Consider the following 24,852-nt stretch of genomic DNA (forward strand, 5'->3'; position numbering starts at 1 on the left):
GATCCGGCAGGACGACTCAGGAGCAGCACAATTACGACAACAGGGAGGGGTATAAACGAAAAAGCCCCTGAAATTCACAAGGAAAACCAGGGGCTTACGGGATTCTATAGTGGTCGGAGCGAGAGGATTCGAATACGTCCCTGCCCTACTCCATAGGCTCACTATAAACCACAATGCCTTTAAAATCAGTCACTTAACGAAATAAGGCGACCACATTAGACCACTGTATATCACTGCGTTTTCGACGTTTTTTCGACACTAGTGGTTACAAGCGTCAGCTTCAGGTGTACACTTTCACCAATAATTAATTCATACACCGTGTTGATCGGCCATGTACAAACTCCTCAGCGCTCTCTACAACTATCAACTAAAATTTATGTACTCCGGCAATAATATGGCCTTCTTTGATAGAGCTGGCCCGAAATTACTACTTTCTCCTAAGCTTCTCCGTTTTTCCTTTTTAACGAGGCTAATTCTTCCCTCTTCCCTATATATTGATCGTTGTAATCTTACAGTTTAATGCCCGAAAGGAGACCAAATGGATATTTATGAAGTACCCAAGGTGCCAGAAGAGAAAAGGTATTGGGTTGTGCGTGCAGAAGGTGGTTTATATTTTGACCATTTCACGCAACATGGATTGATTGCCCTTGGGCACTTAAACTGCCTCGACATCAAAGACACTCCTGAGTCTGGTCAGTTTTATCCATCTGAAGATAAATTGTCTCAGTCGTTTATAAGGTACCACGACGAGATCGGCAGCAGCAGACACAGAACATCGAGCCACTTAACTCAGATTAAGTCATTTATTTACGAGATGTCTGTAGGAGATTGGGTAGTTACTGTTGGAGACAAACTTGTCAGGTTCGGAAGAATTATCGGTCGCCCTTACATCGAAAACGAGCCTGTAACTGTAGTTTATGACGCGATGAAGGGGCGTTTAGTAAAAATGGACTTCACCCTTAGGCGATCCGTTGTCTGGGGACCATCAATACTCCGAAAAGAACTTCCTTATGGTTTATCACAAAGTTTTCAATCTAACTTAACTTTATTTTGTTTAGACAAACATTGGCAAGCGGTCCACCATTCACTTTACCCGGCGTTTGTTAAGGACAATCATCTTTACCTTTCATCAAAAATTAGATCCAAAGATAGAATTAAGAATTATAGTGTTTCTGCAGTTCTTACCCTACTTAACGAAATAGAGGTAATAGGGAAAGAGGTTGAAAATTTTGACAACCTAGAAAACTTTGACGACACATATAACCGTTACATTGATGACAACAAACTTTCAATCACAACTAAAGCACAGTTTCACTCTCCTGGCGATATCTGGAACGCCATTGGAGCTACGGCGGGCAGCATTGATGGATGGATGACTTACACTGTTGCAGCTTATTCAATGCTTTTTGGTAATCAAAAGCTTGGCTTTGATGGTCTTATCGACTTACAAACCAGGCAAAAAATTTGGGACTTGGTGTTAGATAGACTAAAGAAAAACAAAGCTGAGAAAGTTGTGGATTCCCTAAAGCTTGAAATGCCCCGACTGGACACCTCCAAGCTAGAGGACAGCTCCAAAGACGAAAAGTAAATATATGCCTAATCAATAGCTCAGGCGGCGTTCATACTTTTTGTTGTAAAAAAGCAACTCCCACTAGAGTATGATCGCCGCTCTTTCACACACTCAAATTGTCCTGACTTTCACTCCGTATTTAATTTCTATTAGCTTTTTTCACGCTCCTTGGTCATAGGACTTATTTGCCCTGAACAGGGCAACTCTTTACCACTATAAATCCAATATTCGTATCGTGGAAACACTTTCGCTAATGCTTCTAAATCGTCAATTCTAAACTTTGTTTGCCCTCCCACAAGATTCCTTAGTCTCGTGTAGTTAATACCCATCTTCCTAGCTAACTCCTCTCGGGTAAGCCCTTCCACTCGTTCAATTTCTTTAATGCGTTCTTTTAAGTCCATAAAAAATTAAAATCTAAAATAGTAGACACCAATTAATGTATCTTCTAATTTAGACACAAATAAGCAGATACACAGACGCAGAAACATATTGTGAAACATAGTGAGACAAAGCGCATGGCCGTTCAAGAAGTAGATCCAAAATCCCTCCGAGGAGCACCACCGGCCCTCCACTGGACCCTCTTCGCCGACTGGATCGGCCTGGCGATAAACCCCAAGTAGTCCGGGGCTGGCTGGATCGCGGATATCTCCCCTCCATCCGCATAGGCAAGCGCCTAATGGTCAACGTCGAACTGTTTCGCAAAATCACATAGAACGAATGACAAGAGCGCTCATTTATCAATGGCCGATTTGCATGCGCGCCGGACAACCGATGAGAGCAACCAGTTCTGCGGTGCGTTTTTTGGTGGCGCACCCGATCCGGAAAAAATAGGCTGCTGCTTACAAAAGAGAACGACTATAGGATTTAGTTTCCGAAAATTCCCGCTGGCCGAACCGTATACTTCCAGTCAATAACATCTGGCCGGCAACTGAGCTGGGAACGTGAGCTACTCTCTTCTGTTTTCGAAGCGATTGGCGTGCCCCATCTCGGGTTAACACGATTTTTAAATCTCTGATAACACATAGCGCACTAATAGCAGTGCCTTAATGCAGCTTTTCCATAACAGCTCTTCCCTGTACCGTAATTTATGTAGTAACCACTGGACTCTGTATATGTCCAATAGTTTTGGTTTGAATCATAACCTTTCATATCACCATTTTCGGAAAAGTAAGTCACCCAGTTAGTCCCATTAGAATAGTTATAACCATTAAGCTTTAGAATCCCGTCCGCCATCCAGTTACAGTGATATGAGTTACCTGACTGGTAGTCATAAGAAGAACCTGTAGAAGCACATTGGCCAATTCCAGAATCATCTGTTGTGCCCTGATAGTACGCCCGCGCCCCTGTTTGTTGCTGACTGGCGCCAGCTAGCATGCCAGCTACCAACGCGTCCAGTTGAGCCTGAGTTAGCGATTCGCAGCCCAATAAACACAAAATAGCCACGGAGACCGCAGCTGTTCGACCAGATACGAGAATCATCAGCCTCTCCGTGTATATTGCATTCAATGGTTGCTCACTTCAGGGCATCCAGCATTTGCCCAGCTCCACTCGACAGATGTGGATGCTACAAATATAGCGCACTTACCTCATTTAACCGATTATGGCTCAAAGGATTAGTGTTCGCTGAATTTCCAGGGTGGGATTAGTAACTAAGGAGCAGAAAGGGCTTAAAACGAAAAAGCCCCTGAAATCCACATGGAAAATCAGGGGCTTAGACTGGAATTAGTGGTCGGAGCGAGAGGATTCGAACCTCCGACCCCCTCGTCCCGAACGAGGTGCGCTACCAGACTGCGCTACGCTCCGACTGGGTTGGCCTGTGCCAACGAGGGCGGAATTATAACAGCTGTTTTTCTGCTGTAAATGGGGAATTGGCATTTCTTACGTCACAGATTGACGGATTGGCGGGAGGATGGAGCCCCATGGCGGGCCGCAACTGGTATCATGCGCCCATTATTGTCTGACCCGAATGAGGAATTGACGCGTGAACGCCGCTTTTCGACTTGCTGCTGTAACCACTCTGGCTCTGGTAATGACCGCCTGCGTGGGCCCGCTGGACCGACCCGATGAGCCGGAAGGCCCCCAGGTGGACCCCCAGGCGGCCGCTGTGGTCAGCCTGATCGATCAGGCTCGCCTGGCCTATGAGCAGGGCGACTATATGGGGGCCATCGCCGCCGCCGAGCGCGGCCTGCGGATCGATCGGCGCGAGCCCGAGCTGTATCTGGTACTGGCCCAGAGCTACTTTGACCTGGCGCAGATGGAGCAGGCCCGTCAGTTTGCGGAACAGGGGCTGCGCCACAGCCCGCCGGACTCCCGCCTGTATCAGGCCCTGGAAGCGGTGCGCGGGCGCGCGGCCCAGAGCACCGGCACCCTGCGCTTTTAGCCTACCCCGCCGGGCGCCACTTCATGAGATTCGGCTAATATATAGCCAAATTTCATGTACAAGCTCAAACCTATTTCCAATTGGTTTAATTAAGCGGCCGGAAAAACTGGCGATTTTCTGATCAGCGCCGATACTGTAAGTAACTGGTGTTGGCAATCCTCTGGTTTTATCAACCACCAGTTGGGTCCGGTGGACCTTGTCAGGAAACTTTCCTTATTGTGTACTCCTATCTTGCCGGTGCTTGAAGCACCGGCTTTTTTTGGTGCGGCGCTCACTGCCAGAGGCGCTGCCACCAGCTGGGGCGGGACGAGCGGTCGATGCGACACCCAGCGGATTCCTCCAGAACCTGACCTTCCCGCAGCGGCAACCAGACGGCGCCCTCGCAGCGCTCGGCGCTGAGCTTTCCGGTGGCGCTGTCGATCCAGTCAAAACTCACATCGCCCGGCGGCGTGAGGGGCAGCCCCTGAGTGGGCAGGTCCGCCATCATGTCCGCCCAGGCATGCAGGGCGCCCGAGGAGCCGGTGAGCGGGGTTTCCTCATTGTTGTCCCGCCCGAGCCAGACCACCGCCAGGTGCTGCCCGCTGAAGCCGGCAAACCAGCTGTCCCGGTAGTCGTTGCTGGTGCCGGTTTTACCGGCCATGGCCAGTCCTTCCGGTAACCGCTGGTAGACCGACCGACCGGTGCCTTCGCGCAGAGCAAGCTGCAGCAGGTACTGCATCTGGAAGCTGGCCTCGGGGCTGAACCGCTGCTCCATCTTCAACGGATAGCGGCGTAGCGGGTCGCCCTCGGCGGTCAGCACTTCGCGAATCGCCCGCAGCGGGGTATAGACGCCTTCGGCGGCGAGGGTGTGGTAAATACCGGAGACCTCGTAGGGCGTCATTTCCACCGCACCAAGAAGGATGGCCGGTACCCCGGGGATAGTCCCCTCAAAGCCGGCGGCACGCAGGGTGTCGTACACCGAGCCGAGCCCCAGGTTCATACCCAGCCGGGCGGTGGCCTGGTTATAGGAGTGCACCAGCCCCTGATAGAGAGGCACTTCCCCGTGATCTTCCAGGCTGGCGTTGCGGGGTTCCCACAAGGTGCCATCGCCCGCTTCCACGGTGACCGGGTCATCGCTGATCAGGGTGCCGGGGTGATACTCATCCGGACGCTCCAGTGCCGTGAGATACACGAAGGGTTTGACCAGCGAGCCGATCGGACGGCGGGCATCCAGGGCGCGATTGAAGCCATTGAACCGTCCGTTGCGATCGCCCACCAGGGCGAGCACCTCACCGGCGCCCACCGAGGTGACCATGGCGGCCCCCTGCAGGCCTTCAGTGCCGTGTGCCTGCTCCAGGCGGTGTAACCGCTCACTGATCACCCGCTCCAGGCGCCGTTGAATCATCGGCGAGAGGCTGGTGAAGATGCGGAGCCCTTCGCTGCGCAGGTCTTCCTCCCGGTAGTCCCGACGCAGTTGCCGGTTCACGAGTTCGATAAAAGCCGGGTAACTCTGCAGGCTGTAGTCCACATCCGGCACTATGCCCAGAGGGGCTTCGGTGGCCGCGTCCAGTTCGGCCTGGTCAATCAGCCCTTCCCGATGCATGACCCGCAAGACCAGATCCCGGCGCTCCTTGGCCCGCTCCGGGTGACGCCAGGGGTTATAGTAGGACGCCCCTTTGACAATGGCGATCAGCAGCGCGATCTGCTCGGTTTTCAGTTCATTCAGGGGCTGGCGAAAGTAATGCTGCGCGCCCAGAGCAAAACCGTGCACGCCCCGGGAACCACTCTGGCCCAGGTAGACTTCGTTAATGTAGGTTTCAAGAATTTCCGACTTGCTGTAATGCACTTCCAGCAGCACGGACATGATGGCTTCCTGGAATTTGCGTTGCAGGCTGCGCTCATGGGTGAGATAAAAGTTTTTCACCAGTTGCTGGGTCAGCGTACTGCCGCCCTGCACCACCCGCCCCGCCTGCAGGTTGGCCCAGGCCGCGCGCAGAATGGCTGTGGGCGATACCCCGAAGTGGTCCAGGAAGTCGCGGTCCTCCACCGCGAGCAGGGTTTCGCCGAGCAACGGCGGCAAATCTTCCAGGCGCACCAGTAACCGGTCCTCGCCGTGGGCAGGGAATATGCCACCGATCTCTTCGGGCTCCAGCCGCATCAGTGGCAGCGGCTCCCCCTGCCCGCCCTGCAGACGGGTGACCCGACCGGCGTCCAGCGTCATCCTAAAACGCCGGGCCGGCTCGTCGCCGTCCCAGAACTCAAAGCCGCGGCTGTAAACGTCATAGTGCCGGGTGTTGCCCTCAAACCGGCGCGCGTACTGCCCGGGGCCGCTGACGCGCTCAACCGGCCGGTAACCCAGTGCCAGCATTTCCTGCTCAAACAGGTCGGGGGGTAGCGACACCCCTTCGTACAACTCCAGCGGACGGGCGTAGACCCGCGCGGGCACCGACCACTTTTTGCCCTCAAATTTCTCGCGCACCACGCCATTCAGATAGATCACCCAGAGCACAAACAGCAGGGCAATCACGCCCGCCGCATACAGCAGCCATAGGCGCAACAGCGCCCAGCCGTGGCGCCCCTGAGTGGGTCGTCCCTTGCGGCGGGTTCGGGTTTTATGGCGACGTCGGGTCATAATCGGAGGTCAACTCGTTACTGGTGAAGCCCCGCGCGTTCGGGGCGCTTTCGTACGGGGCGCTTATTTTGCATAATGGTCGGCCAAAACCCAACCGGAAGCGCCACATAGCGCTCAATTTCGGACAGACAGCGAGGCATTCATGAACGATCACTATCACATCTACGGCATTGGCGCGGCTCTGGTGGACACCGAAATCGAAGTCAGTGACGCCGACCTGAAAGCCATGGCCGTCGCCAAAGGTGTGATGACGCTGGTCGATGAGCCCCGCCAGTCTGAGCTGATTGACTACCTGAGCGACCACTTGGTTCATTCCAATCGCGCCAGCGGCGGCTCCGGGGCCAATACCGTGATTGCCGCCAGCTACTTCGGTTGCCGCAGCTTTTATTCCTGCCGGGTCGCCAATGACGAGAACGGCGAATTCTACCTGAACGACATCAAGGCCGCCGGCGTGGACTATCCCGAGCACCTGGGCAGCGATGAGGGCATCACCGGTAAATGCCTGGTGATGATCACCCCGGATGCCGAGCGCAGCATGAACACCTTCCTCGGCATCAGCGCCGGACTGTCGGTGAACCAGCTGCACACTCCCGCCATTGATGCGGCGGACTATGTGTATATCGAAGGTTACCTGGTCAGCTCCGACACCGGTCGGGCCGCCGCCATTGAGCTGCGCGAGCGGGCGGAGAAGCGTAACACACTGACCGCGCTGAGCCTGTCGGACCCGGCCATGGTGCAGTTCTTCCGCGACGGCCTGCTGGAGATGATCGGCAAGGGCGTGGACCTGCTGTTCTGCAACCGCGAGGAGGCCATGGGCTTTACCGGCACCAACACGCTGGAAGAAGCCGCTCAGTCACTGCAGGATTACTGCCGCTCCTTTGCCATCACCTGCGGGGCGGACGGCGCGCTGGTCTTTGATGGCCGCCACTCGTATCACATTGATGCCCAACCGGTAAAAGCGGTGGACACCAACGGTGCCGGCGATATGTTTGCCGGTGCGTTTCTGTATGCGCTCAGTCAGGGCCATGAGTATGATGTGGCCGGTCGGTTTGCGAGTCTGGCGGCCAGCAAGGTGGTGACCCAGTACGGTCCGCGGTTGCGCCCCGAGCAGCATCAAGAGTTGAAGCAGGCGTTTTTTGGGTAGTTTGATTCAGGACGTCAGTTACGGCGGATGCGGCCTTCGGCCTTATCCGCCCTACGCAAGGCCCTGTGCCGCCGTCCAGGCCCAATTTAATGGGCGCTGCTGCAGACCGGGCAATCCGGGTCGCGGGGGAGTTTGAGTTCGCGCCATTGGCTGGTGGTGGCATCGAACAGCAGCAGCCGGCCGGCGAGGCTGGTGCCGACACCGGCGAGCAGTTTTACCGCCTCCAGTGCCTGCATGCTGCCGATGACGCCCACCAGGGGTGCCAGTACGCCGCTGCTGGCGCAGTTGAGTTGCTCGTCTTCGCTCACGTCGTACAGGCAGCGATAGCAGGGGCTGTCATCGCGGCGCGAGTCGAACACCGTGACCTGCCCTTCCAGGCGAATCGCGGCGCCGGACACCAGCGGTGTACGGGTAGCGACACAGGCTTCGTTGATGGCGTAGCGCACGCTGAAGTTGTCCGTGGCATCAATGACCAGATCCACCTCGCGCACGCGGGCGATAAGCGCCTCGCCGCTGAGTTTTTCTTCAATGGGGACCAGTTTTACGTCCGGGTTCAACGCCTGCAGGGCGGCGGCGGCCGAGCGCACCTTGGATTCGCCGACACGTTCAGTGGTGTGCACGATCTGCCGCTGAAGGTTGGACAGATCGACCTCATCGTGGTCCGCCAGCCATAACTCCCCGACCCCGGAGGCAGCGAGATACATCGCCACGGGTGCGCCCAGGCCGCCGAGGCCCACGACCAACACCCGGGCGTTCAGCAGTCGCTCCTGCCCTTCGACATCCACTTCGGGTAACAGGATGTGCCGGCTGTAGCGCAGCAGCTGGTTATCGTTCATCATCGGCCACCTCCTTTGCGGGCCATTGCCCCAGTGTGACTCGGTCGCGTTCGTTCAGGTCCTGCTCGGTGCGCACGGCGCGAAAGCCCCGTACCGTGAACAGCTCTCGCACCGCCGATCCCTGTTCCCAGCCATGCTCTATCAACAACCAGCCGCCGGGCAACAAATGCCGGGGCGAGAGATTCACGATGTGCTCAATGTCCGCCAGCCCCTGGCGTTCGGCCACCAACGCTGAGCGGGGCTCAAAGCGCACATCTCCCCGGTTCAGGTGCGGGTCGCAGTCGGCAATATAGGGCGGGTTGCTCATTACCAGCTCAAACCGCTCGTCCATTGGCAATGCCGAATACCAGTCGCTGTGCAGGCAGCGGACTCGCTCCAACCCGAGGCGCCTGGCGTTGCGCTGGGCCAGGTCGATCGCCGCCGTGGAAGCATCCAGAGCGGTTACCTCCCAAGCGGGCCGCTCACTGGCAAACGCCAGCGCGAGGGCACCGGTGCCCGTGCCGAGATCCAGCGCGCGGCCAGAGGGGGCGCTTTCCGTCAGCGTCAACGCCAACTCCACCAGTCGCTCGGAGTCCGGACGGGGAATCAGCGTGCTGGCATTGACGTACAGCGGCAGCGACCAGAACTCCCGTTCGCCCATGATATGGGCAATCGGCTCGCCTTTGCGGCGCCGGGACAGCGCCCGATCAAACTCGGCCTGCTGAGCGTCGCTCAGTTCGGTTTCCGGCCAGGTGTACAGCCAGACCCGCTCCTTGCCAAGCACCCAACTCAACAACAGCTCCACATCAAGGCGAGGAGAGTCACTTACCGGGCTCAGTTCGATGGCCCGGCGCAGCGCTTCACTGACGGTGCGCATCACTCCGCCAGGGACGCGAGCTGGTCGGCCTGATACTCATGCACCAGGGGCTGTACCACTTCATCGAGCGCGCCCTGAATCACCTCATCCAGTTTATAAAGGGTCAGGTTGATGCGGTGATCCGTCACCCGCCCCTGAGGAAAGTTGTAGGTGCGAATACGCTCGGAACGATCGCCCGAGCCCACCAGGTTGCGCCGCTCGTCCGACAGGCTTTTGGCCGCAGCCTCTTCGCTCTGGCTCTTCAGTTTAGAGGCCAGCAGTGACATGGCCCGGGCCCGGTTTTTGTGCTGGGAGCGCTCGTCCTGACACTCCACCACAATGCCGGTGGGAATGTGGGTAATGCGAATCGCCGAATCGGTTTTGTTCACGTGCTGACCGCCGGCGCCGGAAGCGCGGAAGGTATCGACCCGGATATCCGCCTTGCTGATGTCCACCGCTTCCACTTCGTCGGCTTCGGGCAAAACCGCCACGGTACAGGCCGAGGTATGAATGCGACCCTGGGATTCAGTTTCGGGCACGCGCTGCACCCGGTGCGCACCGGATTCAAACTTCAGGCTGGCGTACACGCTGTCACCGGACACCCGGCTGATAATTTCCTTATAGCCGCCGTGTTCACCCTCGTTCTGACTGATGATTTCGATACGCCACTTTTTCTGTTCAGCGTATTTGCTGTACATGCGGAACAGGTCGCCGGCGAAAATGGCCGCCTCGTCACCGCCGGTGCCGGCGCGAATTTCCAGAAACACGTTCTTGCCATCGTTGGGATCTTTAGGCAGCAATAGGCGCTGCAACTCTTCTTCCATCGGCCCCAACTGTTCGTCACAGGCATCCAGCTCCTCGCGGGCCATGTCACGCATTTCCGGGTCGGACAGCAAGGTTTCCGCCTCGTCGCGGTCGGCCTTCATCTGATGGTAGCGCGAATAGCTCTGCACCACCGGCTCCAGCTCGGCGTACTCTTTGGACAAGTCCCGAAACCGATTCTGGTTGCCGATGATGTCCGGATCGGACAACAGCTGGCCGACTTCTTCGTAGCGCTCGGTCAGGCGGGACAGTTTTTCTTCAATGGATGCTTTCATTCGGGTTCGCTTTTCTCTTGAGTCTCGATGTCATCCGCCTGCAGCCCAAACAGTTCGCGCGCCGCGGCGACCAGTTCTGTGCGCCCCTCGGCGCTGGCCTGACGCAAAGCCACACTGGGCGGATGCAATAATTTGTTGGTGACGGCGCGGGACAATTGCGCCATCAGCTGGGCCGGATCACCGCCGGCCTCCAGCGCCTTCTGGGCTTTGGTCAGCTCCCGGGCCGCCAACGCTTCAGCCTGCTGCCGATACGAGCGGATGGTGACCGCCGCGTCCTGGGCGCGTTGCATTTTCAGGTATTGGCCGACGCCTTCGGCAATAATTTCCCGGGCCTTGTCGGCGGCGGCCTCCCGGGACTTTTTGTTCTGATCAATGACCGCGTGTAGATCGTCCACCGTGTACAGGTAGACATCGTCCAGCGAGCCCACCTCCTCTTCGATATCCCGGGGAACCGCAATATCAAGCATGAACATCGGTTTGTGTTTGCGCTTTTTCAGCGCCGACTCCACCGCCCCCTTGCCCAGCAGGGGCAACTGGCTGGCGGTGGAGGAAATCACAATATCGGCTTTGTGCAGGTGTTCCGGAATGTCCGCCAGCAGAATCGCCTCAGCCCCCAGTTCCTGGGAAATGACGTGCGCCCGCTCCAGGGTCCGATTGGCCACAACCAGCCGGCGAATTCCCTGCTCTTTGAGGTGCCGGGCCACCAACTGGATGGTTTCACCGGCGCCAATAAGCAGAGCGGTGTCTTCTTTGAGATCGGAGAAGATCTGTTGGGCCAGGGTAACCGCCGCGTAGGCCACGGACACCGGATTCTCGCCGATGGCGGTTTCCGAGCGGACCCGCTTGGCCACCCCGAACACCTGCTGAAACGCCGAATGCAGCGTCGCCCCCACGGTACCCGCCTGGCTGGCCACAGCGTAAGCGGATTTCATCTGGCCCAGAATCTGGGGCTCCCCCAACACCAACGAGTCCAGCCCGCCGGCGACTTTCATCATATGCCCCACCGCCTCGGCATCTTCAAAGCAGTAGTAACACCGGCTCAGGGCGTCCTCATCCATCTGAGTATGCTCTAGCAGCCAGGTCAACAGGGCGTGAACCTCGGCGTCGCTGGCCGCGTATATCTCGGTGCGGTTGCAGGTCGAAAGAATGGCGACTTCATTCAACCCCGCCCGCTCGCGGGCCTGCATCAACGCATGCTCCAGGCTGTCGGGTCCGAACGCCACGCGTTCGCGGATCGCCAGGGGAGCAGTATTGTGATTGATACCGAACGCCAACAGGGTCATAGAGTAGGAGCAGGTTTTGCCAGCAAAAGGGACGCCATTGTCCGGCCCTGAGGGGCCGGGCGCAAGGGGCGAGCAAGGAAAACGCTCATCACCCCGGGAATTATCGCCGCAATGGGGCGTCGAAGCCAGCCGGAGTGTAACCCGACTGGCGATCCCGGCCCGCTCTGTTTATGATGCCGGAATAGCCAATCAACCGATGAGACCTTGAATGAACGCCAGTGTCCCGTTAGTGACCGCCTTGGCGCTAAGTGCGCTGCTACTCGGCTGCGCCCAACAGCCCACTGGGCCCGAGCGCGAGCCCGCCTCAGCCAGCGAATCGGCCGAGCCTGCGTCCGACACCGCGGATGCGGCCCGAGAGCCCGAGCCCGAAGCCGCACAACCGGCGCCCACCCGCCCATTCACCAGCGATACCCTGTACGCGCTGCTCGCGGCGGAAATTGCCGGCAGCCGGCAGCAGTTTGATATTGCGCTGTCCAACTATCTCCAGCAGGCCCACCAGACCCGGGACCCGCAGGTCGCAGCCCGGGCCACCCATATCGCCCGCTTTCTCTCGGCCAACAACGCCCTGCTCGATGCGGCGCTGCTCTGGGTAGAGATCGCCCCGGACGATACCGAGGCGCAACTGAATGCCGCCCTGGCCCTGGTGCAGAACGGTCGACTGCAAGAGGCCTTTGAACTGTCCCGCCAATTGCAGGACAAGGGCGAGCACACCCTGTTTCAGAACATTGCCGCCAGTGCCGCCGAGGCCACGGATACCCAGCGCGAGCGACTGATCGACGGCTACCTGGCGCTTCTGGAAGAGTACCCGGAGCACCAGGAGCTGCTGATTGGCACCGGCTTACTGATGCAGCAACAGGGAGACCTGGAGCCGGCGCTTAACTATGCCTCTCGCGCCCTGAAAGAAGCACCGGACAGCGTGGCGGCCACCATTCTCAAGGCCACACTACTGAACCAGTTGGAGCGATCCGACGAGGCCCTGCAGACGGTGGTGGGAGCCCTGGAAGATAACCCGGAAAGCCTGCGCCTGCGTCTGCAATACGCTCGCCTGCTCACCCAACATGACCTGGCGATGGCCCAGGAGCAGTTTGAGGTACTGGTACGCCAGGAGCCCCGGGACCCGGATCTGCGACTGTCACTGGGTATTGTTGCCTTGGAGCGGGGCGACACCGAGACCGCCCAGACCAGTTTTGAAAGCCTGCTCGACAGCGATGAACACGCCTCCAGCGCCAACTTCTACCTGGGCCAGTTGGCGGAGCAGCAAGGGCAAAACGAGGAGGCACTGCTGTACTACCTTCAGGTTGAACCAGGCAGCGATTTTCTTCAGGCCACCATCAATATCATGGAGCTGTTGATCGACAGCGGTCAGTTGGAAGCCGCCAACGATCATATGAACCGGATGCGTAACCGCTTCCCGGACCAGGCCGCCGACCTCTACCTGTTCCAGGCTCGGGTGCTGCTCCAGAAGGGCCACGAGGAGTCCGCCGAAGCCCTGCTGGGCAACGCGTTGGAGGCGCACCCGACGCACAGCGACCTGCTCTACTCCCGCGCCATGCTGTACGACCAGCAGGGCCGCCTGGAGGCCGCCGAGCGGGACCTGCGCAACATCTTGACCTACGACCCCCACAATGCCACGGCACTGAATGCGCTCGGCTACATCCTGACGGACAAAACCAATCGTCACGAAGAAGCCTATGAGCTGATTCGCCAGGCTCTGGCGCTCAACCCGGAAGAGCCTGCGATTCTCGACAGCATGGGCTGGGTGCTCTACAACCTGGGCCGCCCCGAAGAGGCCCTGCCATACCTGCAGGACGCCATGAACGCCTATCCGGATCAGGAAATTGCGGCCCACCTGGGCGAGGTCCTGTGGCAACTGGGGCAAAAAGAGGAAGCAAGGGCTGTCTGGCAGCAGGGTCTGGAAACCGACCCGGACAGCGAGCTGATTCCCGCCACCCGCGAACGCCTGGGCGTCGATGCGGAGGCTGCGGATCAATGAGCCGTATAGTCGCCCTGGCACTGGTACTACTGGTCGTCGGCTGTGCCCGCCAACCGCTGCAACCGGTCGAGGACTGGGAGCGCCACCAGGCCGCCGCCCAGCGGCTCAACAGCTGGCAGCTCAGCGGCAAGCTGGGAGCGAGGCTCCCCGACAACAGCGGCAGCGCCCGGCTGCGCTGGCATCAAGACCAGAGCGACTACCGGATCGACCTGAGCGGCCCCTTCGGCCAGGGGCGGGTCATCATCGAAACCACCGAAAGCGGCGTTCGCCTGCGCCAGGGCGGTGAGCCACCCCTGGAGGCCGCCAGCGCCGAAACCCTGATGTGGCAGACCACCGGCTGGCGCGTACCGGTGGCCGAACTCACTTACTGGGTGCGGGGTATCCCCGCCCCGGACAGCCGTCACCGGGTGCTTGAACGCACCCCCCAGGGGCTGCTGAAAACCCTTCGCCAGAGCGGCTGGACACTGCACTACAGCGACTATGAGGCCGTCGGTCTGTTACCGCTGCCCGGTCGCATTGTGGCCGAACGCAAAGACACCCGGCTGACCCTGATTGTCTACGATTGGTCACTCCCCGAGTCATGAACCCATCAGTCACCCTGCCCGCGCCGGCCAAGCTGAACCTGTGCCTGCACATCGTCGGTCGACGCCCCGACGGCTACCATGAGCTACAGACCGCCTTTCAGCTGCTGGACTATGGCGATGAACTGACGTTCAGCCCAAGAGCAGACACCGACATCCATCTGCACCCGGCCATTGAGGGCGTGCCCCTGAAGGACAACCTCATCTGGCGGGCGGCCCAGCTTCTGCGTCCACGCGCTCGAGCCTACACCGGTGTCGATATCACCCTGCGCAAGCGCCTCCCGATGGGGGGCGGCCTGGGTGGCGGCAGTAGCGATGCCGCCACCACGCTATTGGCACTCAACCACCTGTGGGACTGCCAGTATTCCAACAAGGAGCTGCAGACGGTGGGATTACAACTTGGCGCCGACGTCCCGGTGTTTGTCGCCGGCCATAGCGCCTGGGCGGAAGGGGTCGGCGAGCGACTTGTGCCCGTCGATTTGCCCGAACGCTGGTTTCTGGTGGTCACGCCACCCACGCCCGTGGCCACTGGCACAATTTTTTGTCACAAAGATTTGACAAGAGACACAGCGCCCATTACAGTAGCGGCCTTTCTCGAGCGGGGCGGCAAAAACGATTGCCAACCACTGGTCAGAAAACTTTATCCGGACGTTGATAAAGCGCTGATTTGGTTGGAAAATTTTGTCAGCAACGCTACAATGTCCGGCACTGGCGCAAGCGTCTTCGCCAGCTTCGAGAGTGAAGCCGAAGCGCGGGAAGTACAGGGGAAAACGCCCACTGATTGGTCCAGTTTTGTGGCCAGAGGCGTCAACCTTTCACCGGTGCACGATCGACTGTTTAAAGCATGATGACAGTCGAACATTGTAAAAGCGGTTTCCGTAATCGCTGAAACGACGACTACTGGGGCGTAGCCAAGCGGTAAGGCAGCGGGTTTTGATCCCGTCACGCGTAGGTTCGAATCCTACCGCCCCAGCCATTATTCGTTAACGCGCCGCTGCCTCAGCGGCGCTGTTCGTTTGGGTCGATGCCTATAGCACCTCTCCTACGTGTTTCCCGCGGATCAGATAACGGAACCGGCAACCTGCCTCACCAAGAGCTCAGTTTTCCCTCCATCTGTCCCGCATTGGTTCGACGCCAGACAAGAATACGGCTGTAATAAAGCGGCAATGCAAACAAAAGGTACCGAACGTGACTGAGTTAATGGTATTCACTGGCAACGCCAACCCGGAGCTGTCCCAGAAGATTGTGGACTGCCTGGGCATCGACCTCGGAGACGTATCGGTCTCCCAGTTTTCCGATGGCGAAATTGCCGTTGAACTGAACACCAACGTTCGTGGCCGCGACGTATTTATCGTCCAGCCCACCTGCGCGCCCACCAACCGCAACATCATGGAACTGATGATCATGATTGATGCGTTGCGCCGCGCCTCCGCTGGCCGCATTACCGCAGTGGTCCCCTACTTCGGCTACGCCCGCCAGGATCGACGCGTTCGCTCCGCCCGGGTGCCCATCACCGCCAAAGTGGTGGCCGATATGCTGGTGGGCGTGGGTATTGACCGCCTGCTGACCGTGGACCTGCACGCGGAACAGATTCAGGGCTTTTTCGACGTGCCCGTGGATAACGTTTACGGCTCGCCGGTATTGCTGGAAGACGTGGAAAAACAGAATTTTGAAGACCTGATTGTGGTCTCTCCGGACATTGGCGGCGTGGTTCGCGCCCGCGCGGTGGCCAAGCAGCTGGGCGTGGACCTGGCCATCATCGACAAACGCCGCCCCAATCCGAACGTGGCGGAAGTGATGAACATCATCGGTGAAGTGGATGGTCGCACCTGCCTGCTGGTGGATGACATGGTCGATACCGCCGGCACCCTGTGCAACGCCGCGGTCGCCCTGAAAAAGCAGGGTGCCAACAAAGTGGTGGCCTACTGTACCCACCCGGTACTGTCCGGCAGCGCCATTGACCGCCTGGACAACTCACAGCTGGATGAGCTGGTCGTGACCGACTCCATCCCGTTGAGTGAAGCGGCGCGCAACTGCTCACGGGTACGCACCCTGACCCTGTCGCGCATGCTCGCCGAAGCGGTTCGCCGCCTGAGCAATGAAGAATCCCTGAGTGCAATGTTCAACTAAAGAACGGTGCACTCAGATAACCGCGGCCGACACGACTGTCCGGTCGCTTTTTGAACCCCGCTGGTGATTCTGGTCGCGGATTCCAGTGGATAACATCGAGGACTTATCATGTCTGAAGATTTTAAATTGAACGCCGAAGCCAGAGAAGACCTGGGGAAAGGTGCGAGCCGCCGCCTGCGTCGTCTCGAGGGCAAAGTACCTGCCATCGTGTATGGCGGTAAGGTGAAGAACCCGACCTCCATCATGGTCAGCCAGAAAGAACTGACCAAGCACCTGGAGAGCGAAGCCTTCTTCTCGCACATCATTGAGCTGAACATTGACGGCAAATCCGAAAATGTGATCCTCAAGGATCTGCAGCGTCACCCGGCCAAGGGTTACACCATGCACGCTGACTTCCAGCGCGTATCCAAAACCACCAAGCTGAACACCAGTGTACCGCTGCACTTCCTCAACGAGGAAACCGCCAAGGGCGTTAAAATGCAGGGCGGCAAGATTGTGCACAACATGGTTCAGCTGGAAATCAGCTGCCTGCCGGCCGATCTGCCCGAGTACATCGAAGTGGACGTGGCCGACCTGGAGCTGGGTCACAGCCTGCACATCTCTGACCTGAAACTGCCCAAGGGCGTTGAGTCCGTGGAACTGAGCCACGGCGCGGATCACGACCAGCCGGTTGTATCCATCAACAAGCCGCGCGGCATGGCCACTGATGACGCCGACAGCGAAGACGGTGAAGAAGAAGGCGGCGAAGAGGAGAAGTAAGCCTCACTCGCCCGAAAACACACCCCGACGGGCTCTGCCCTCGGGGTGTTTTTCTATCTGAAAGGTGAACCCCCATGGACACGCCCCTACAGATGATTGTCGGCCTGGGTAATCCGGGCACCGAATACGACCGCACCCGCCACAACGCCGGTGCCGACTTTGTCACCGAGCTGGCCTACCGAAACGGCGCGACACTTACGCCCGAGAACAAATTCCACGGCCTGACCGCCCGCATCACCCTGGACGGGCAAGACCTGCGCCTGCTGATTCCCACCACCTTCATGAACCGCAGCGGTCAGGCGATCAGCGCCATGGCGCAGTTTTTCAAGATTCCGCCCGAGGCCATTCTGGTCGCCCACGACGAGCTGGACCTGCCCCCCGGCACCGCCCGTCTCAAGCACGGTGGTGGCCACGGCGGCCACAACGGCCTGCGCGATACCATCAAGGCCTTGGGCAACAACAAGGAGTTCAATCGCCTGCGCCTGGGCATTGGCCACCCGGGCTCGGCGTCACAGGTCGTGGGCTTTGTACTGAAGAAAGCGCCCACCAGCGAACAGCAGGCACTTCACGATGCCATCGACCGTGCCATCGACGTACTACCACTCGCCGCGAAGGGCGAGTGGGCGAAAGCGATGAATCAGCTGCACACCAAGGTGTAACCAGTGCTTCAGGCTTGGGTGACGGCGGATGCGCGCTTCGCGCTTATCCGCCCTACACAACCTCCGCAGCCCGATGTAGGGCGGATAAGCGCGAAGCGCGCATCCGCCGTTACCACATGACACCCAATTAAAACCGTAGGTCGCATTAGGCCCGAAGGGCCGTAATCCGACATTAACGGCAGGCCCTACTCCCGTACAGGCCAGACCTGTATAATCCGGGCCTGTTTTTTCATTCTCTGGCTGGATATCAATTTCATGGGCTTTAACTGCGGCATCGTTGGCTTGCCCAACGTCGGAAAATCCACTCTTTTCAACGCACTGACCAAGGCGGGCATTGGCGCCGAGAACTTTCCGTTCTGCACCATCGAGCCCAACGCGGGGGTGGTCATGGTGCCCGACCCGCGGCAGGAGAAGCTCGCCGAAATCGTCAAACCGGAAAAAGTGGTCCCCACCACCATGGAGTTTGTGGACATTGCCGGGCTGGTGGCGGGCGCCTCCAAGGGTGAGGGGCTGGGGAACAAGTTCCTCGCCAATATTCGCGAAACCGACGCCATTGCCCACGTGGTGCGCTGCTTTGAGGACGACAACGTCATACACGTGGCCAACAGCGTGGATCCGGCGGCGGATATTGACGTAATCAACACCGAGCTGGCCCTGGCGGACCTGGAAACCGTGGACAAAGCGCTGCAGCGCTACGCCAAGGCCGCCAAGGGCCAGGACAAGCATGCCATCGCCATGAAAGCGTTACTCGAGAAGGTTCAGCCGCACCTGGACGAGGCCAAGCCCCTGCGCTCCTTTGGCCTGTCGGACGACGAGCTGGCCCAGCTGCGCGAGCTGAACCTGTTGACCGTCAAGCCGACCATGTACATTGCCAATGTCTCCGAAGACGGCTTTGAGAACAACCCGCTGCTGGACAGGGTGCGGGCCATTGCCGAGGACGAGAAGGCCGTGGTGGTGCCCATCTGCAACAAGCTGGAAGCGGAAATTGCCGAGCTGGAAGACGACGAAAAGGCCGAGTTTCTGGAAGAGATGGGCATGGACGAGCCGGGCCTGGACCGGGTGATCCGCGCCGGCTACGAGCTGCTGGGCCTGCACACCTACTTTACCGCTGGGGTGAAAGAGGTGCGCGCCTGGACCATTCCCGTCGGTGCCAGCGCCCCCCAGGCGGCCGGCAAGATCCACACGGACTTCGAAAAGGGCTTTATCCGGGCGGAAGTGGTCGCCTACGACGACTTTGTGGCCTACAAAGGGGAGCAGGGGGCCAAGGACGCTGGAAAATGGCGCCTGGAAGGCAAGGACTACATCGTCAAAGACGGCGATGTGGTGCACTTCCGCTTCAATGTATAAAACCCGCGAATCAGGGTTGACTTTAGGGGTGCAGACAGGGAAAATACGCGCCCTCACCAAGTGGCTAGGTAGCTCAGCTGGTTAGAGCACAGCACTCATAATGCTGGGGTCGGCGGTTCAAGTCCGCCCCTAGCTACCACTTTTGAGAAAACCCGCGCCTTGCGCGGGTTTTTTTATGGGTATTCATCTCCACCTGCCTTGACTTTCCCTCCCCTCGGACACATGTTTGTAATAGGAGGGCAGAAAACGGGTTGGCACCGGGAACTCGCGGCCCAACCACGCAGTCCTCTTCCTTGAAGGCCTGGCCACGGTGTGGCAGGTCAGGGTTGCACACTGAAAAGGTATTGGAGTCACTATGAATATACAGTTGTCCGGTCACCACGTGGATATCACCGACGGCATCCGCGAGGCCGTTGATAGCCGCTTCAAGAAGATCCAGAACCACTACCCCGACCTTGGAGACCTCTCCATGGCCCTCACCGTCGAACGGCACGTACAGGCCGTCGAGGTTACTACCCAGTTCAAAGGCGCTACGGTGGCCGTACACGCTGAATCACAGGATCTGTATGCCGCCATTGCCGATTCCGCCAAAAAGCTGGATGCCGCGCTGGCCAAGCGCAAAGGGACAACCCAATCCCACCGTCATGAAAAACCGGAACTGATCACCGAACCCGACGAAAGCCCCGAATAACGCTCCCCTGTAACAATTCTTGCCAGCAACGAAAAAGGCGCGACCCCAAGGGGCCGCGCCTGCACTAACATTGTGCCAATATAGGGAGAGACATTCCCTGGGAGAGCTCCAGCACCCAACACGCTGGAGAGCATCCTGCGCCACGGAGAGCCCGGCGCAGGACGTGTTCATGGCGCCCGGTTTCAGTAGCCCGGGTTCTGCTGGTAAACACCACCACTGAGGTTGATCTGCTGCTGCGGGATCGGCATGTACTCATGCTTGCCGGCGGTAAACTCCGCATCGGTCAGATACTCTTTACGAGTCTCCTCAACCTCGAGATAGGCATCCAGAGTTTCCTTGGCCACACCCCAACGAACCAGATCGAAGAACCGGTGCCCTTCCAGGCCCAACTCCAGACGACGCTCCCAGCGCAAGGCCCGACGGGCTTCGTCCTGATCGGCAAAGTCGCTGTAGGTACCGATGTTGTAGATACTGAAGTTGTTACCGAGACGGCCGGTACTGCCCGCAGCGCGCTGACGAATCCGGTTGATGATTGGCAGGGCTTCATCTTCGCGGTTCAGCTCGATCAATGCCTCAGCCTTCCACAGCAACACATCGGCATAGCGAACCAGAATCGTGTTTTTGGAGGTCACAGTAAACGGACCATTCTGCATACGGCACTCACAGTCAGGGTGCTCCAACTCTTTCATGGACACGAAATTACCGTAGGTCGCCGGGTTGCGCGCCCAGGCATCACCGTCTTCGATAATCAGATCTTCGTCGTATTTGAACGGCTTGTCTTCCATACCCACGGTGTGATCCAGGCGCGGATCAACCATATCGGAGGACGCGTCGTAATTGGCATCGTTGAAGGTATCAAACAGGGGGAGACCATCAGCCCCGGTTTTGAAGGCGTTGACAAAGTTATCGGTCGGCACGTGGAAACCACAGCAACCGAAACCACCGGCCATCGGGGTATTCAAAGCCACACCCCAGGAACCTCGGCCATCGGGACTGCCATCTTCACGGGAACGCTGAATTTCAAACACGGACTCGCGGTTGTTCTCGAACTCCCACAGGAAGTTCTCCGCATAGTCATTCACCAGCCCATAGTGGCCATTTTCTTCAATGTCATCGACCAGACTGACCACCTCTTCCAGTTTGTCAGAGTCGATACTGGTCACCTGATGATTCTCGTCCTGCACATAGGCCTGATAGAGAAGCGTCTTGGCCAGGTAGGCCCGCGCCGCATCACGATCCGCCCGGCCCACTTGCGCCTGATCCTGAGGCAACGGCAGGTTTTCCACACCAAAGCGGAAATCGGCAGCGATCTTGTCCCACAACTCCTGCGAGGTCAGGTCCACATTGCTCGCGGTTTCCACCTGCTCTGGTGTCATGGTTTCATCGATCCAGGGCACCTGATCGTAATGGATTTTAAGGTCGAAGTAGAACACCCCGCGGATGAAGCGAAGCTCCGCCTGACGAGCCGCTTTGTTCGGGTAGACACTTTCATCCACATCATTCATGACCTGAAGCGCCGAGTTCACTCGGGAAATACCCGTGAAATCACGCACCCACTTCTTGTTGTTCAGATCAATGAAATCCGGCGGGAAGGACTCACCGTCAGCCACCAAAGGTTCGTAAAGTGACAGAGCGTGATAGGCGAAAATGTCCGCCGCACCGTTACCGCCCTTGTGGGCATCGCCGGCACGCAGATTTCCCGTCGGCCACAGGTACATTGGAGCGGTGTAGTGGTCGTTGCCCAGATATGAGTAGGCAGACGTCACCAGTGCATCCAGGTTATCAACGGTCTTTACCTGATCTTCACTCAGGGCCGACTTCGGCTCAACGTCCAGAGAGTCGCTGCCACACGCCGTAATGGCAAAAGCCATCACCGCGGACAGTGCTAACTTATAAGTCTTATTCATGATGTTAACCTCAATTGTTCAATATTTGAATTCGTTATAGGGTCCCGGTTTAGAAGGTGACATTCATACCCACATTGATGCTGCGCGGAATCGGGAACGTCGCTCCCGGCGTTTCCGGGTCCTGAGCCAGGGTACCGTCCGGCGTAATGGTCAGCAGGTTCTGCCCCTGAATATAGAAGCGACCCGTGCTGGCACCAATGGCACCCCAGAAGGTATCCGACGGCGTGTAACCCACAGACAGGTCACGCAACTTGATGTAAGACGCATCTTCCCAGAAGAAGGTGGAAGAGCGGGCTTCGTTGTTGTTGTCGACCAGGGTCAGCGCCGGCACATTGCTGCCGGTATTGTCCGGGCTCCAGGCTCCCAGCACGCGATCACCGTAGTTGGAACCGGCGTTGAGCGAGGTGAAGTCGGTGAAGAAGCGCCAGTGGTTACGAATCTGCCCACCGTGAACGCCTTGCCAGAACATATTGAAGTCCCAGTTTTCATAGCCGAGCTTGAAGTTCACGCCATAGATCAGATCCGGATCGGACGTCGTGAAGAACGTCTGGTCAGCTTCGGTGATTTCACCGTCGCCATTCAGATCGGAGTAGCGAATTCGACCTGGTGCCGCACCACCTTGAATCGCATGAGCCTCAACTTCATCCTGGTTCTGGAACAGGCCATCGGCTACGTAACCATAAACCGCGTTGATGGACTGGCCGAGAATCGTCTTGTCACGCCCATCACCCGGGAAGGAGTTCACCACGTCGGCGGGCAGTGAGATGACCTCGTTCTCGGCACTTGAGACGTTACCGCTGATCTCATAATTGAATACACCGACGCCATCAATCTCGAAGTCATTGGCATAGTTCAGCACCAGCTCGAAACCGGAGTTCTCGATGGTACCGCCGTTAACAATCTGGGAGGCGCCTTCACCCTGAGTTGCCAGAGGCTGGGTGCGGGTCAGAATATCTTCGGTGGTCTTGTCGAACCAGTCCAGTGAACCCCAGAAGGAACCACCGAACATTTCAAAATCGATACCCACGTTGGTCTGTACCGATGTCTCCCACTTCAGGTCCGGGTTACCGATCTGCACCCGGGCGAAGCCCGACGGCAGGTTGCCGGTATCCGCACCATTCAGGTCGTACGCGGTGCCCTCATCCTGCTGAGTGGTAAACAGAGAGGTCGTCGCATAACGGCTTTCGTAGATGGTGGAGGTCGCCCGGGTATCGATTTCCTGGTTACCGTTTTCACCCCAGCTGGCACGCAGCTTCAGCTCGTCGATAAAGTCGACATCGAAAAAGGCTTCATCAGAAACAAACCAACCGGCAGACACGGCGGGGAAGGTGCCGTAGCGATTATTGTCACCGAACCGGGAAGAGCCGTCGCGCCGCACCGTGACAGACGCCAGATAGCGACCTTCGAAATCGTAGTCAATCTGAGTGAAATAGGACTGCATGTTCCACGCATCGCCGGAGCCGCCCACTTCGGTCCCAGAAGTACCCTGGGACAGGAAGGCATAATCGCGATCATCTGAAACGTAGCCTTGATTCAGCCCAGAGAAACCCTCTGTCTCAAAATCAACGGTCTCTGCACCAACCAGAACCTTTAAGAAGTGACCTCCGTCAAAATCCCAACTTTGCTCGGCTGTGTTTGTCCAAACCAGCGATCTGTTCCAGTTATGATTAGTGCTCAACTGATCCTCGAAGTTCAAGTTACCGGCTTGGAACGCTCGAGTGTAATCGCGGTAATAGAATTGGCTATAGTCAACACCCACATTTGACCTTAGAATCAAGTCCTCATAAGGACGATACTCAATGTATGTGCTGCCCATCAGGCGGTTGTATGTGTTTTCGTTGTCCTGGTTCATTTCAATCAAGCGAACCGGATTATCTCGGTCGGTGATCCCCGCAGCCGGGCCACCCCAGCCCAACCCGTCCTCTGTACGAATCGGAACAATGGACTGCTGCTCAATGGACAAGTTAAGTGCACTTTCCGCCAAGTCATTGACTTTATTGGATACCTGATTGGTGAAAGTAAAGTTTTCTCCAATGGTTAAGTCACCATCCATGAAATCCAGGCTCGAGTTAACCCTGAATGACAGCCGCTCGAACTCGGATTCATCCACAACGCCCTGCGCATTATAGTAACCAAATGACGCATAGACATTCGATCGATCACTCGAATTACCCATCGAGATATGTAAATCACTCACTTTCGCCGTGCGGGTAACGGCATCAAACCAATTGGTATCAGCCGGACGCATTGTCTGCGCCGAGTCAAGGTACTCCGGAAGGCGAACTTCATTCAGCTCAGGGTTACCGTAGTCACCGTTCCAATCATAGCTGTACAACGGACTGGCGTTATTCGGATCAGTACCATCATTGACCGCCGCCTGGAATATTGCGCGTGCACGCTGCTGTGTGTTCAGAGGGTTCAGGTCGTAAGAGTAATCCTGAAATGACTGGTTGAGCTTTACCTGAACACCGTCAGCGTCTGAACCTTTCTTGGTGGTGACAACGATGACGCCGTTCGCAGCTCTCGCGCCGTAGACACTGCCTGTCGCCGCATCTCTCAGGACCTGAATGCTGGCAATATCGTTGGGATTAAGCTCATGCATCCCCTTTGTAGTTGGCACACCGTCAATGACATATAGAGGATCATTGAAACCCAGCCCACCAATACCCTGCCCCCGAATACGGACAGTTGAGCTGGGATTTGGGCTACCGTTGGTGGTAATCTGAACACCCGGCAACCGACCCTGCAAGTTCTGCATTATATTGCCCGATGGCAAGTCTTCGACGTCGTCCAGGTTCACCGCGTTTACAGCCCCGAGCAACTTCTTCTCTTCGGTCGTACTGTAACCAGTAACAACAACTTCTTCTAAAGGCCTCATCTCCGGACCATTTTCCGGCTGGGCGACCGCCAGTCCAGGTGCAATCGCGCATGCTAATGCGCTCATTTTAAATAGAGATCTGTTCATGGGATTTCTCCTACATTTTATTTTTTGGTGAAGAATCAATGCTGGGCGCCTAACTCTAGGCGCC

General features: G+C 57.7%; 20 protein-coding genes and 3 tRNA genes. 13 read left to right on the forward strand and 10 right to left on the reverse strand.

The window, feature by feature from the left end:
• Window positions 1–538: 538 nt before the first annotated feature.
• Complete coding sequence (locus N645_RS0107675) at window positions 539–1,588, forward strand: hypothetical protein (protein ID WP_024460924.1); 1,050 nt, start codon at window positions 539–541, stop codon at window positions 1,586–1,588.
• A gap of 131 nt (window positions 1,589–1,719) precedes the next feature.
• Here the strand turns inward: N645_RS0107675 and N645_RS18515 are convergent, their stop codons facing one another.
• The 3 genes from N645_RS18515 to N645_RS0107680 all read right to left on the reverse strand — a co-directional run bounded on the left by N645_RS18515 (window position 1,720) and on the right by N645_RS0107680 (window position 3,373).
• Complete coding sequence (locus N645_RS18515) at window positions 1,720–1,971, reverse strand: helix-turn-helix transcriptional regulator (RefSeq protein WP_081665968.1); 252 nt, start codon at window positions 1,969–1,971, stop codon at window positions 1,720–1,722.
• A 628-nt stretch (window positions 1,972–2,599) separates the two neighbouring features.
• Entirely contained in the window at window positions 2,600–3,049 is a 450-nt protein-coding gene (locus N645_RS17965) for a hypothetical protein (protein ID WP_152521655.1), read from the reverse strand.
• A gap of 247 nt (window positions 3,050–3,296) precedes the next feature.
• A tRNA-Pro gene (locus N645_RS0107680) sits at window positions 3,297–3,373 on the reverse strand.
• A 178-nt stretch (window positions 3,374–3,551) separates the two neighbouring features.
• Here N645_RS0107680 and N645_RS17420 point away from each other — a divergent pair.
• Window positions 3,552–3,950, forward strand: a complete 399-nt coding sequence (locus tag N645_RS17420; protein ID WP_024460925.1) for a tetratricopeptide repeat protein — start codon at window positions 3,552–3,554, stop codon at window positions 3,948–3,950.
• Between the two features lie 271 nt (window positions 3,951–4,221).
• On the opposite strand, the gene mrcB is transcribed toward N645_RS17420, so the two are convergent.
• Window positions 4,222–6,561, reverse strand: coding sequence for a penicillin-binding protein 1B (gene mrcB / locus N645_RS0107690; RefSeq protein WP_024460926.1), 2,340 nt, complete (start codon window positions 6,559–6,561; stop codon window positions 4,222–4,224).
• A gap of 142 nt (window positions 6,562–6,703) precedes the next feature.
• Between mrcB and N645_RS0107695 the strand changes: the two genes are divergently transcribed.
• Entirely contained in the window at window positions 6,704–7,705 is a 1,002-nt protein-coding gene (locus tag N645_RS0107695) for an adenosine kinase (protein ID WP_024460927.1), read from the forward strand.
• Window positions 7,706–7,791: 86 nt separating this feature from the next.
• Here N645_RS0107695 and N645_RS0107700 read toward each other — a convergent pair whose 3' ends face one another.
• From N645_RS0107700 to hemA, 4 genes are read right to left on the reverse strand one after another with little or no spacing between them, the layout of a single operon-like run.
• A complete protein-coding gene (locus tag N645_RS0107700) occupies window positions 7,792–8,541 on the reverse strand; it encodes a molybdopterin-synthase adenylyltransferase MoeB (protein WP_202960780.1) in 750 nt (249 codons plus the stop codon).
• Window positions 8,531–9,397 (reverse strand): peptide chain release factor N(5)-glutamine methyltransferase, encoded by an 867-nt coding sequence (gene prmC, locus N645_RS0107705; protein ID WP_024460929.1) that lies wholly within the window; start codon window positions 9,395–9,397, stop codon window positions 8,531–8,533. Before prmC ends, N645_RS0107700 begins: the two co-directional genes overlap by 11 nt.
• A complete protein-coding gene (gene prfA / locus N645_RS0107710; RefSeq protein WP_024460930.1) occupies window positions 9,397–10,473 on the reverse strand; it encodes a peptide chain release factor 1 in 1,077 nt (358 codons plus the stop codon). The genes prmC and prfA overlap by 1 nt, the downstream gene beginning before the upstream one ends.
• Window positions 10,470–11,756, reverse strand: a complete 1,287-nt coding sequence (gene hemA / locus N645_RS0107715; RefSeq protein WP_024460931.1) for a glutamyl-tRNA reductase — start codon at window positions 11,754–11,756, stop codon at window positions 10,470–10,472. Before hemA ends, prfA begins: the two co-directional genes overlap by 4 nt.
• 208 nt (window positions 11,757–11,964) lie before the next feature.
• Here hemA and N645_RS0107720 point away from each other — a divergent pair, with 208 nt between their 5' ends.
• From N645_RS0107720 to hpf, 10 genes are all read left to right on the forward strand, one after another.
• Complete coding sequence (locus N645_RS0107720; RefSeq protein WP_024460932.1) at window positions 11,965–13,749, forward strand: tetratricopeptide repeat protein; 1,785 nt, start codon at window positions 11,965–11,967, stop codon at window positions 13,747–13,749.
• Complete coding sequence (gene lolB, locus N645_RS0107725; protein WP_024460933.1) at window positions 13,746–14,333, forward strand: lipoprotein insertase outer membrane protein LolB; 588 nt, start codon at window positions 13,746–13,748, stop codon at window positions 14,331–14,333. Before N645_RS0107720 ends, lolB begins: the two co-directional genes overlap by 4 nt.
• Entirely contained in the window at window positions 14,330–15,178 is an 849-nt protein-coding gene (gene ispE / locus N645_RS0107730) for a 4-(cytidine 5'-diphospho)-2-C-methyl-D-erythritol kinase (RefSeq protein ID WP_024460934.1), read from the forward strand. Before lolB ends, ispE begins: the two co-directional genes overlap by 4 nt.
• 53 nt (window positions 15,179–15,231) lie before the next feature.
• Window positions 15,232–15,306: transfer RNA gene (locus N645_RS0107735), tRNA-Gln, on the forward strand.
• 224 nt (window positions 15,307–15,530) lie between these two features.
• Complete coding sequence (locus N645_RS0107740) at window positions 15,531–16,460, forward strand: ribose-phosphate pyrophosphokinase (RefSeq protein WP_036160594.1); 930 nt, start codon at window positions 15,531–15,533, stop codon at window positions 16,458–16,460.
• 108 nt (window positions 16,461–16,568) lie between these two features.
• Window positions 16,569–17,219 carry a 50S ribosomal protein L25/general stress protein Ctc gene (locus tag N645_RS0107745; protein ID WP_193744957.1) on the forward strand — a complete coding sequence of 217 codons (651 nt, stop codon included), beginning with the start codon at window positions 16,569–16,571 and terminating at the stop codon, window positions 17,217–17,219.
• 74 nt (window positions 17,220–17,293) lie between these two features.
• Window positions 17,294–17,878, forward strand: coding sequence for an aminoacyl-tRNA hydrolase (gene pth / locus N645_RS0107750; protein ID WP_024460937.1), 585 nt, complete (start codon window positions 17,294–17,296; stop codon window positions 17,876–17,878).
• Between the two features lie 255 nt (window positions 17,879–18,133).
• Window positions 18,134–19,225: a redox-regulated ATPase YchF gene (gene ychF, locus N645_RS0107755; RefSeq protein ID WP_024460938.1), complete on the forward strand. Its 1,092-nt coding sequence runs from the start codon at window positions 18,134–18,136 to the stop codon at window positions 19,223–19,225.
• Between the two features lie 62 nt (window positions 19,226–19,287).
• A tRNA-Met gene (locus N645_RS0107760) sits at window positions 19,288–19,364 on the forward strand.
• Between the two features lie 216 nt (window positions 19,365–19,580).
• Window positions 19,581–19,916, forward strand: a complete 336-nt coding sequence (gene hpf / locus N645_RS0107765; protein WP_024460939.1) for a ribosome hibernation-promoting factor, HPF/YfiA family — start codon at window positions 19,581–19,583, stop codon at window positions 19,914–19,916.
• 182 nt (window positions 19,917–20,098) lie between these two features.
• Here the strand turns inward: hpf and N645_RS0107770 are convergent, their stop codons facing one another.
• Together N645_RS0107770 and N645_RS0107775 are read right to left on the reverse strand one after the other, a co-directional pair.
• Window positions 20,099–21,823 carry a RagB/SusD family nutrient uptake outer membrane protein gene (locus N645_RS0107770; RefSeq protein WP_024460940.1) on the reverse strand — a complete coding sequence of 575 codons (1,725 nt, stop codon included), beginning with the start codon at window positions 21,821–21,823 and terminating at the stop codon, window positions 20,099–20,101.
• 49 nt (window positions 21,824–21,872) lie between these two features.
• The gene (locus N645_RS0107775; protein WP_036160597.1) at window positions 21,873–24,788 is read right to left on the reverse strand and encodes a SusC/RagA family TonB-linked outer membrane protein; all 2,916 of its coding nucleotides are present in this window, start codon (window positions 24,786–24,788) and stop codon (window positions 21,873–21,875) included.
• Between the last annotated feature and the right edge of the window lie 64 nt (window positions 24,789–24,852).

Source organism: Marinimicrobium sp. LS-A18 (genome assembly GCF_000463525.1).
In the GTDB taxonomy this organism is placed as follows: Bacteria; Pseudomonadota; Gammaproteobacteria; order Pseudomonadales; family Cellvibrionaceae; genus Marinimicrobium; species Marinimicrobium koreense.

Coding starts and splice junctions, on each gene's coding strand:
- N645_RS0107675 (WP_024460924.1), top strand. CDS start 539: ATGGATATTTATGAAGTACCCAAGGTGCCAGAAGAGAAAAGGTATTGG.
- N645_RS18515 (WP_081665968.1), bottom strand. CDS start 1,971: ATGGACTTAAAAGAACGCATTAAAGAAATTGAACGAGTGGAAGGGCTT.
- N645_RS17965 (WP_152521655.1), bottom strand. CDS start 3,049: ATGATTCTCGTATCTGGTCGAACAGCTGCGGTCTCCGTGGCTATTTTG.
- mrcB (WP_024460926.1), bottom strand. CDS start 6,561: ATGACCCGACGTCGCCATAAAACCCGAACCCGCCGCAAGGGACGACCC.
- N645_RS0107695 (WP_024460927.1), top strand. CDS start 6,704: ATGAACGATCACTATCACATCTACGGCATTGGCGCGGCTCTGGTGGAC.
- N645_RS0107700 (WP_202960780.1), bottom strand. CDS start 8,541: ATGAACGATAACCAGCTGCTGCGCTACAGCCGGCACATCCTGTTACCC.
- prmC (WP_024460929.1), bottom strand. CDS start 9,397: ATGCGCACCGTCAGTGAAGCGCTGCGCCGGGCCATCGAACTGAGCCCG.
- prfA (WP_024460930.1), bottom strand. CDS start 10,473: ATGAAAGCATCCATTGAAGAAAAACTGTCCCGCCTGACCGAGCGCTAC.
- hemA (WP_024460931.1), bottom strand. CDS start 11,756: ATGACCCTGTTGGCGTTCGGTATCAATCACAATACTGCTCCCCTGGCG.
- N645_RS0107720 (WP_024460932.1), top strand. CDS start 11,965: ATGAACGCCAGTGTCCCGTTAGTGACCGCCTTGGCGCTAAGTGCGCTG.
- lolB (WP_024460933.1), top strand. CDS start 13,746: ATGAGCCGTATAGTCGCCCTGGCACTGGTACTACTGGTCGTCGGCTGT.
- ispE (WP_024460934.1), top strand. CDS start 14,330: ATGAACCCATCAGTCACCCTGCCCGCGCCGGCCAAGCTGAACCTGTGC.
- N645_RS0107740 (WP_036160594.1), top strand. CDS start 15,531: ATGGTATTCACTGGCAACGCCAACCCGGAGCTGTCCCAGAAGATTGTG.
- N645_RS0107745 (WP_193744957.1), top strand. CDS start 16,569: ATGTCTGAAGATTTTAAATTGAACGCCGAAGCCAGAGAAGACCTGGGG.
- pth (WP_024460937.1), top strand. CDS start 17,294: ATGGACACGCCCCTACAGATGATTGTCGGCCTGGGTAATCCGGGCACC.
- ychF (WP_024460938.1), top strand. CDS start 18,134: ATGGGCTTTAACTGCGGCATCGTTGGCTTGCCCAACGTCGGAAAATCC.
- hpf (WP_024460939.1), top strand. CDS start 19,581: ATGAATATACAGTTGTCCGGTCACCACGTGGATATCACCGACGGCATC.
- N645_RS0107770 (WP_024460940.1), bottom strand. CDS start 21,823: ATGAATAAGACTTATAAGTTAGCACTGTCCGCGGTGATGGCTTTTGCC.
- N645_RS0107775 (WP_036160597.1), bottom strand. CDS start 24,788: ATGAACAGATCTCTATTTAAAATGAGCGCATTAGCATGCGCGATTGCA.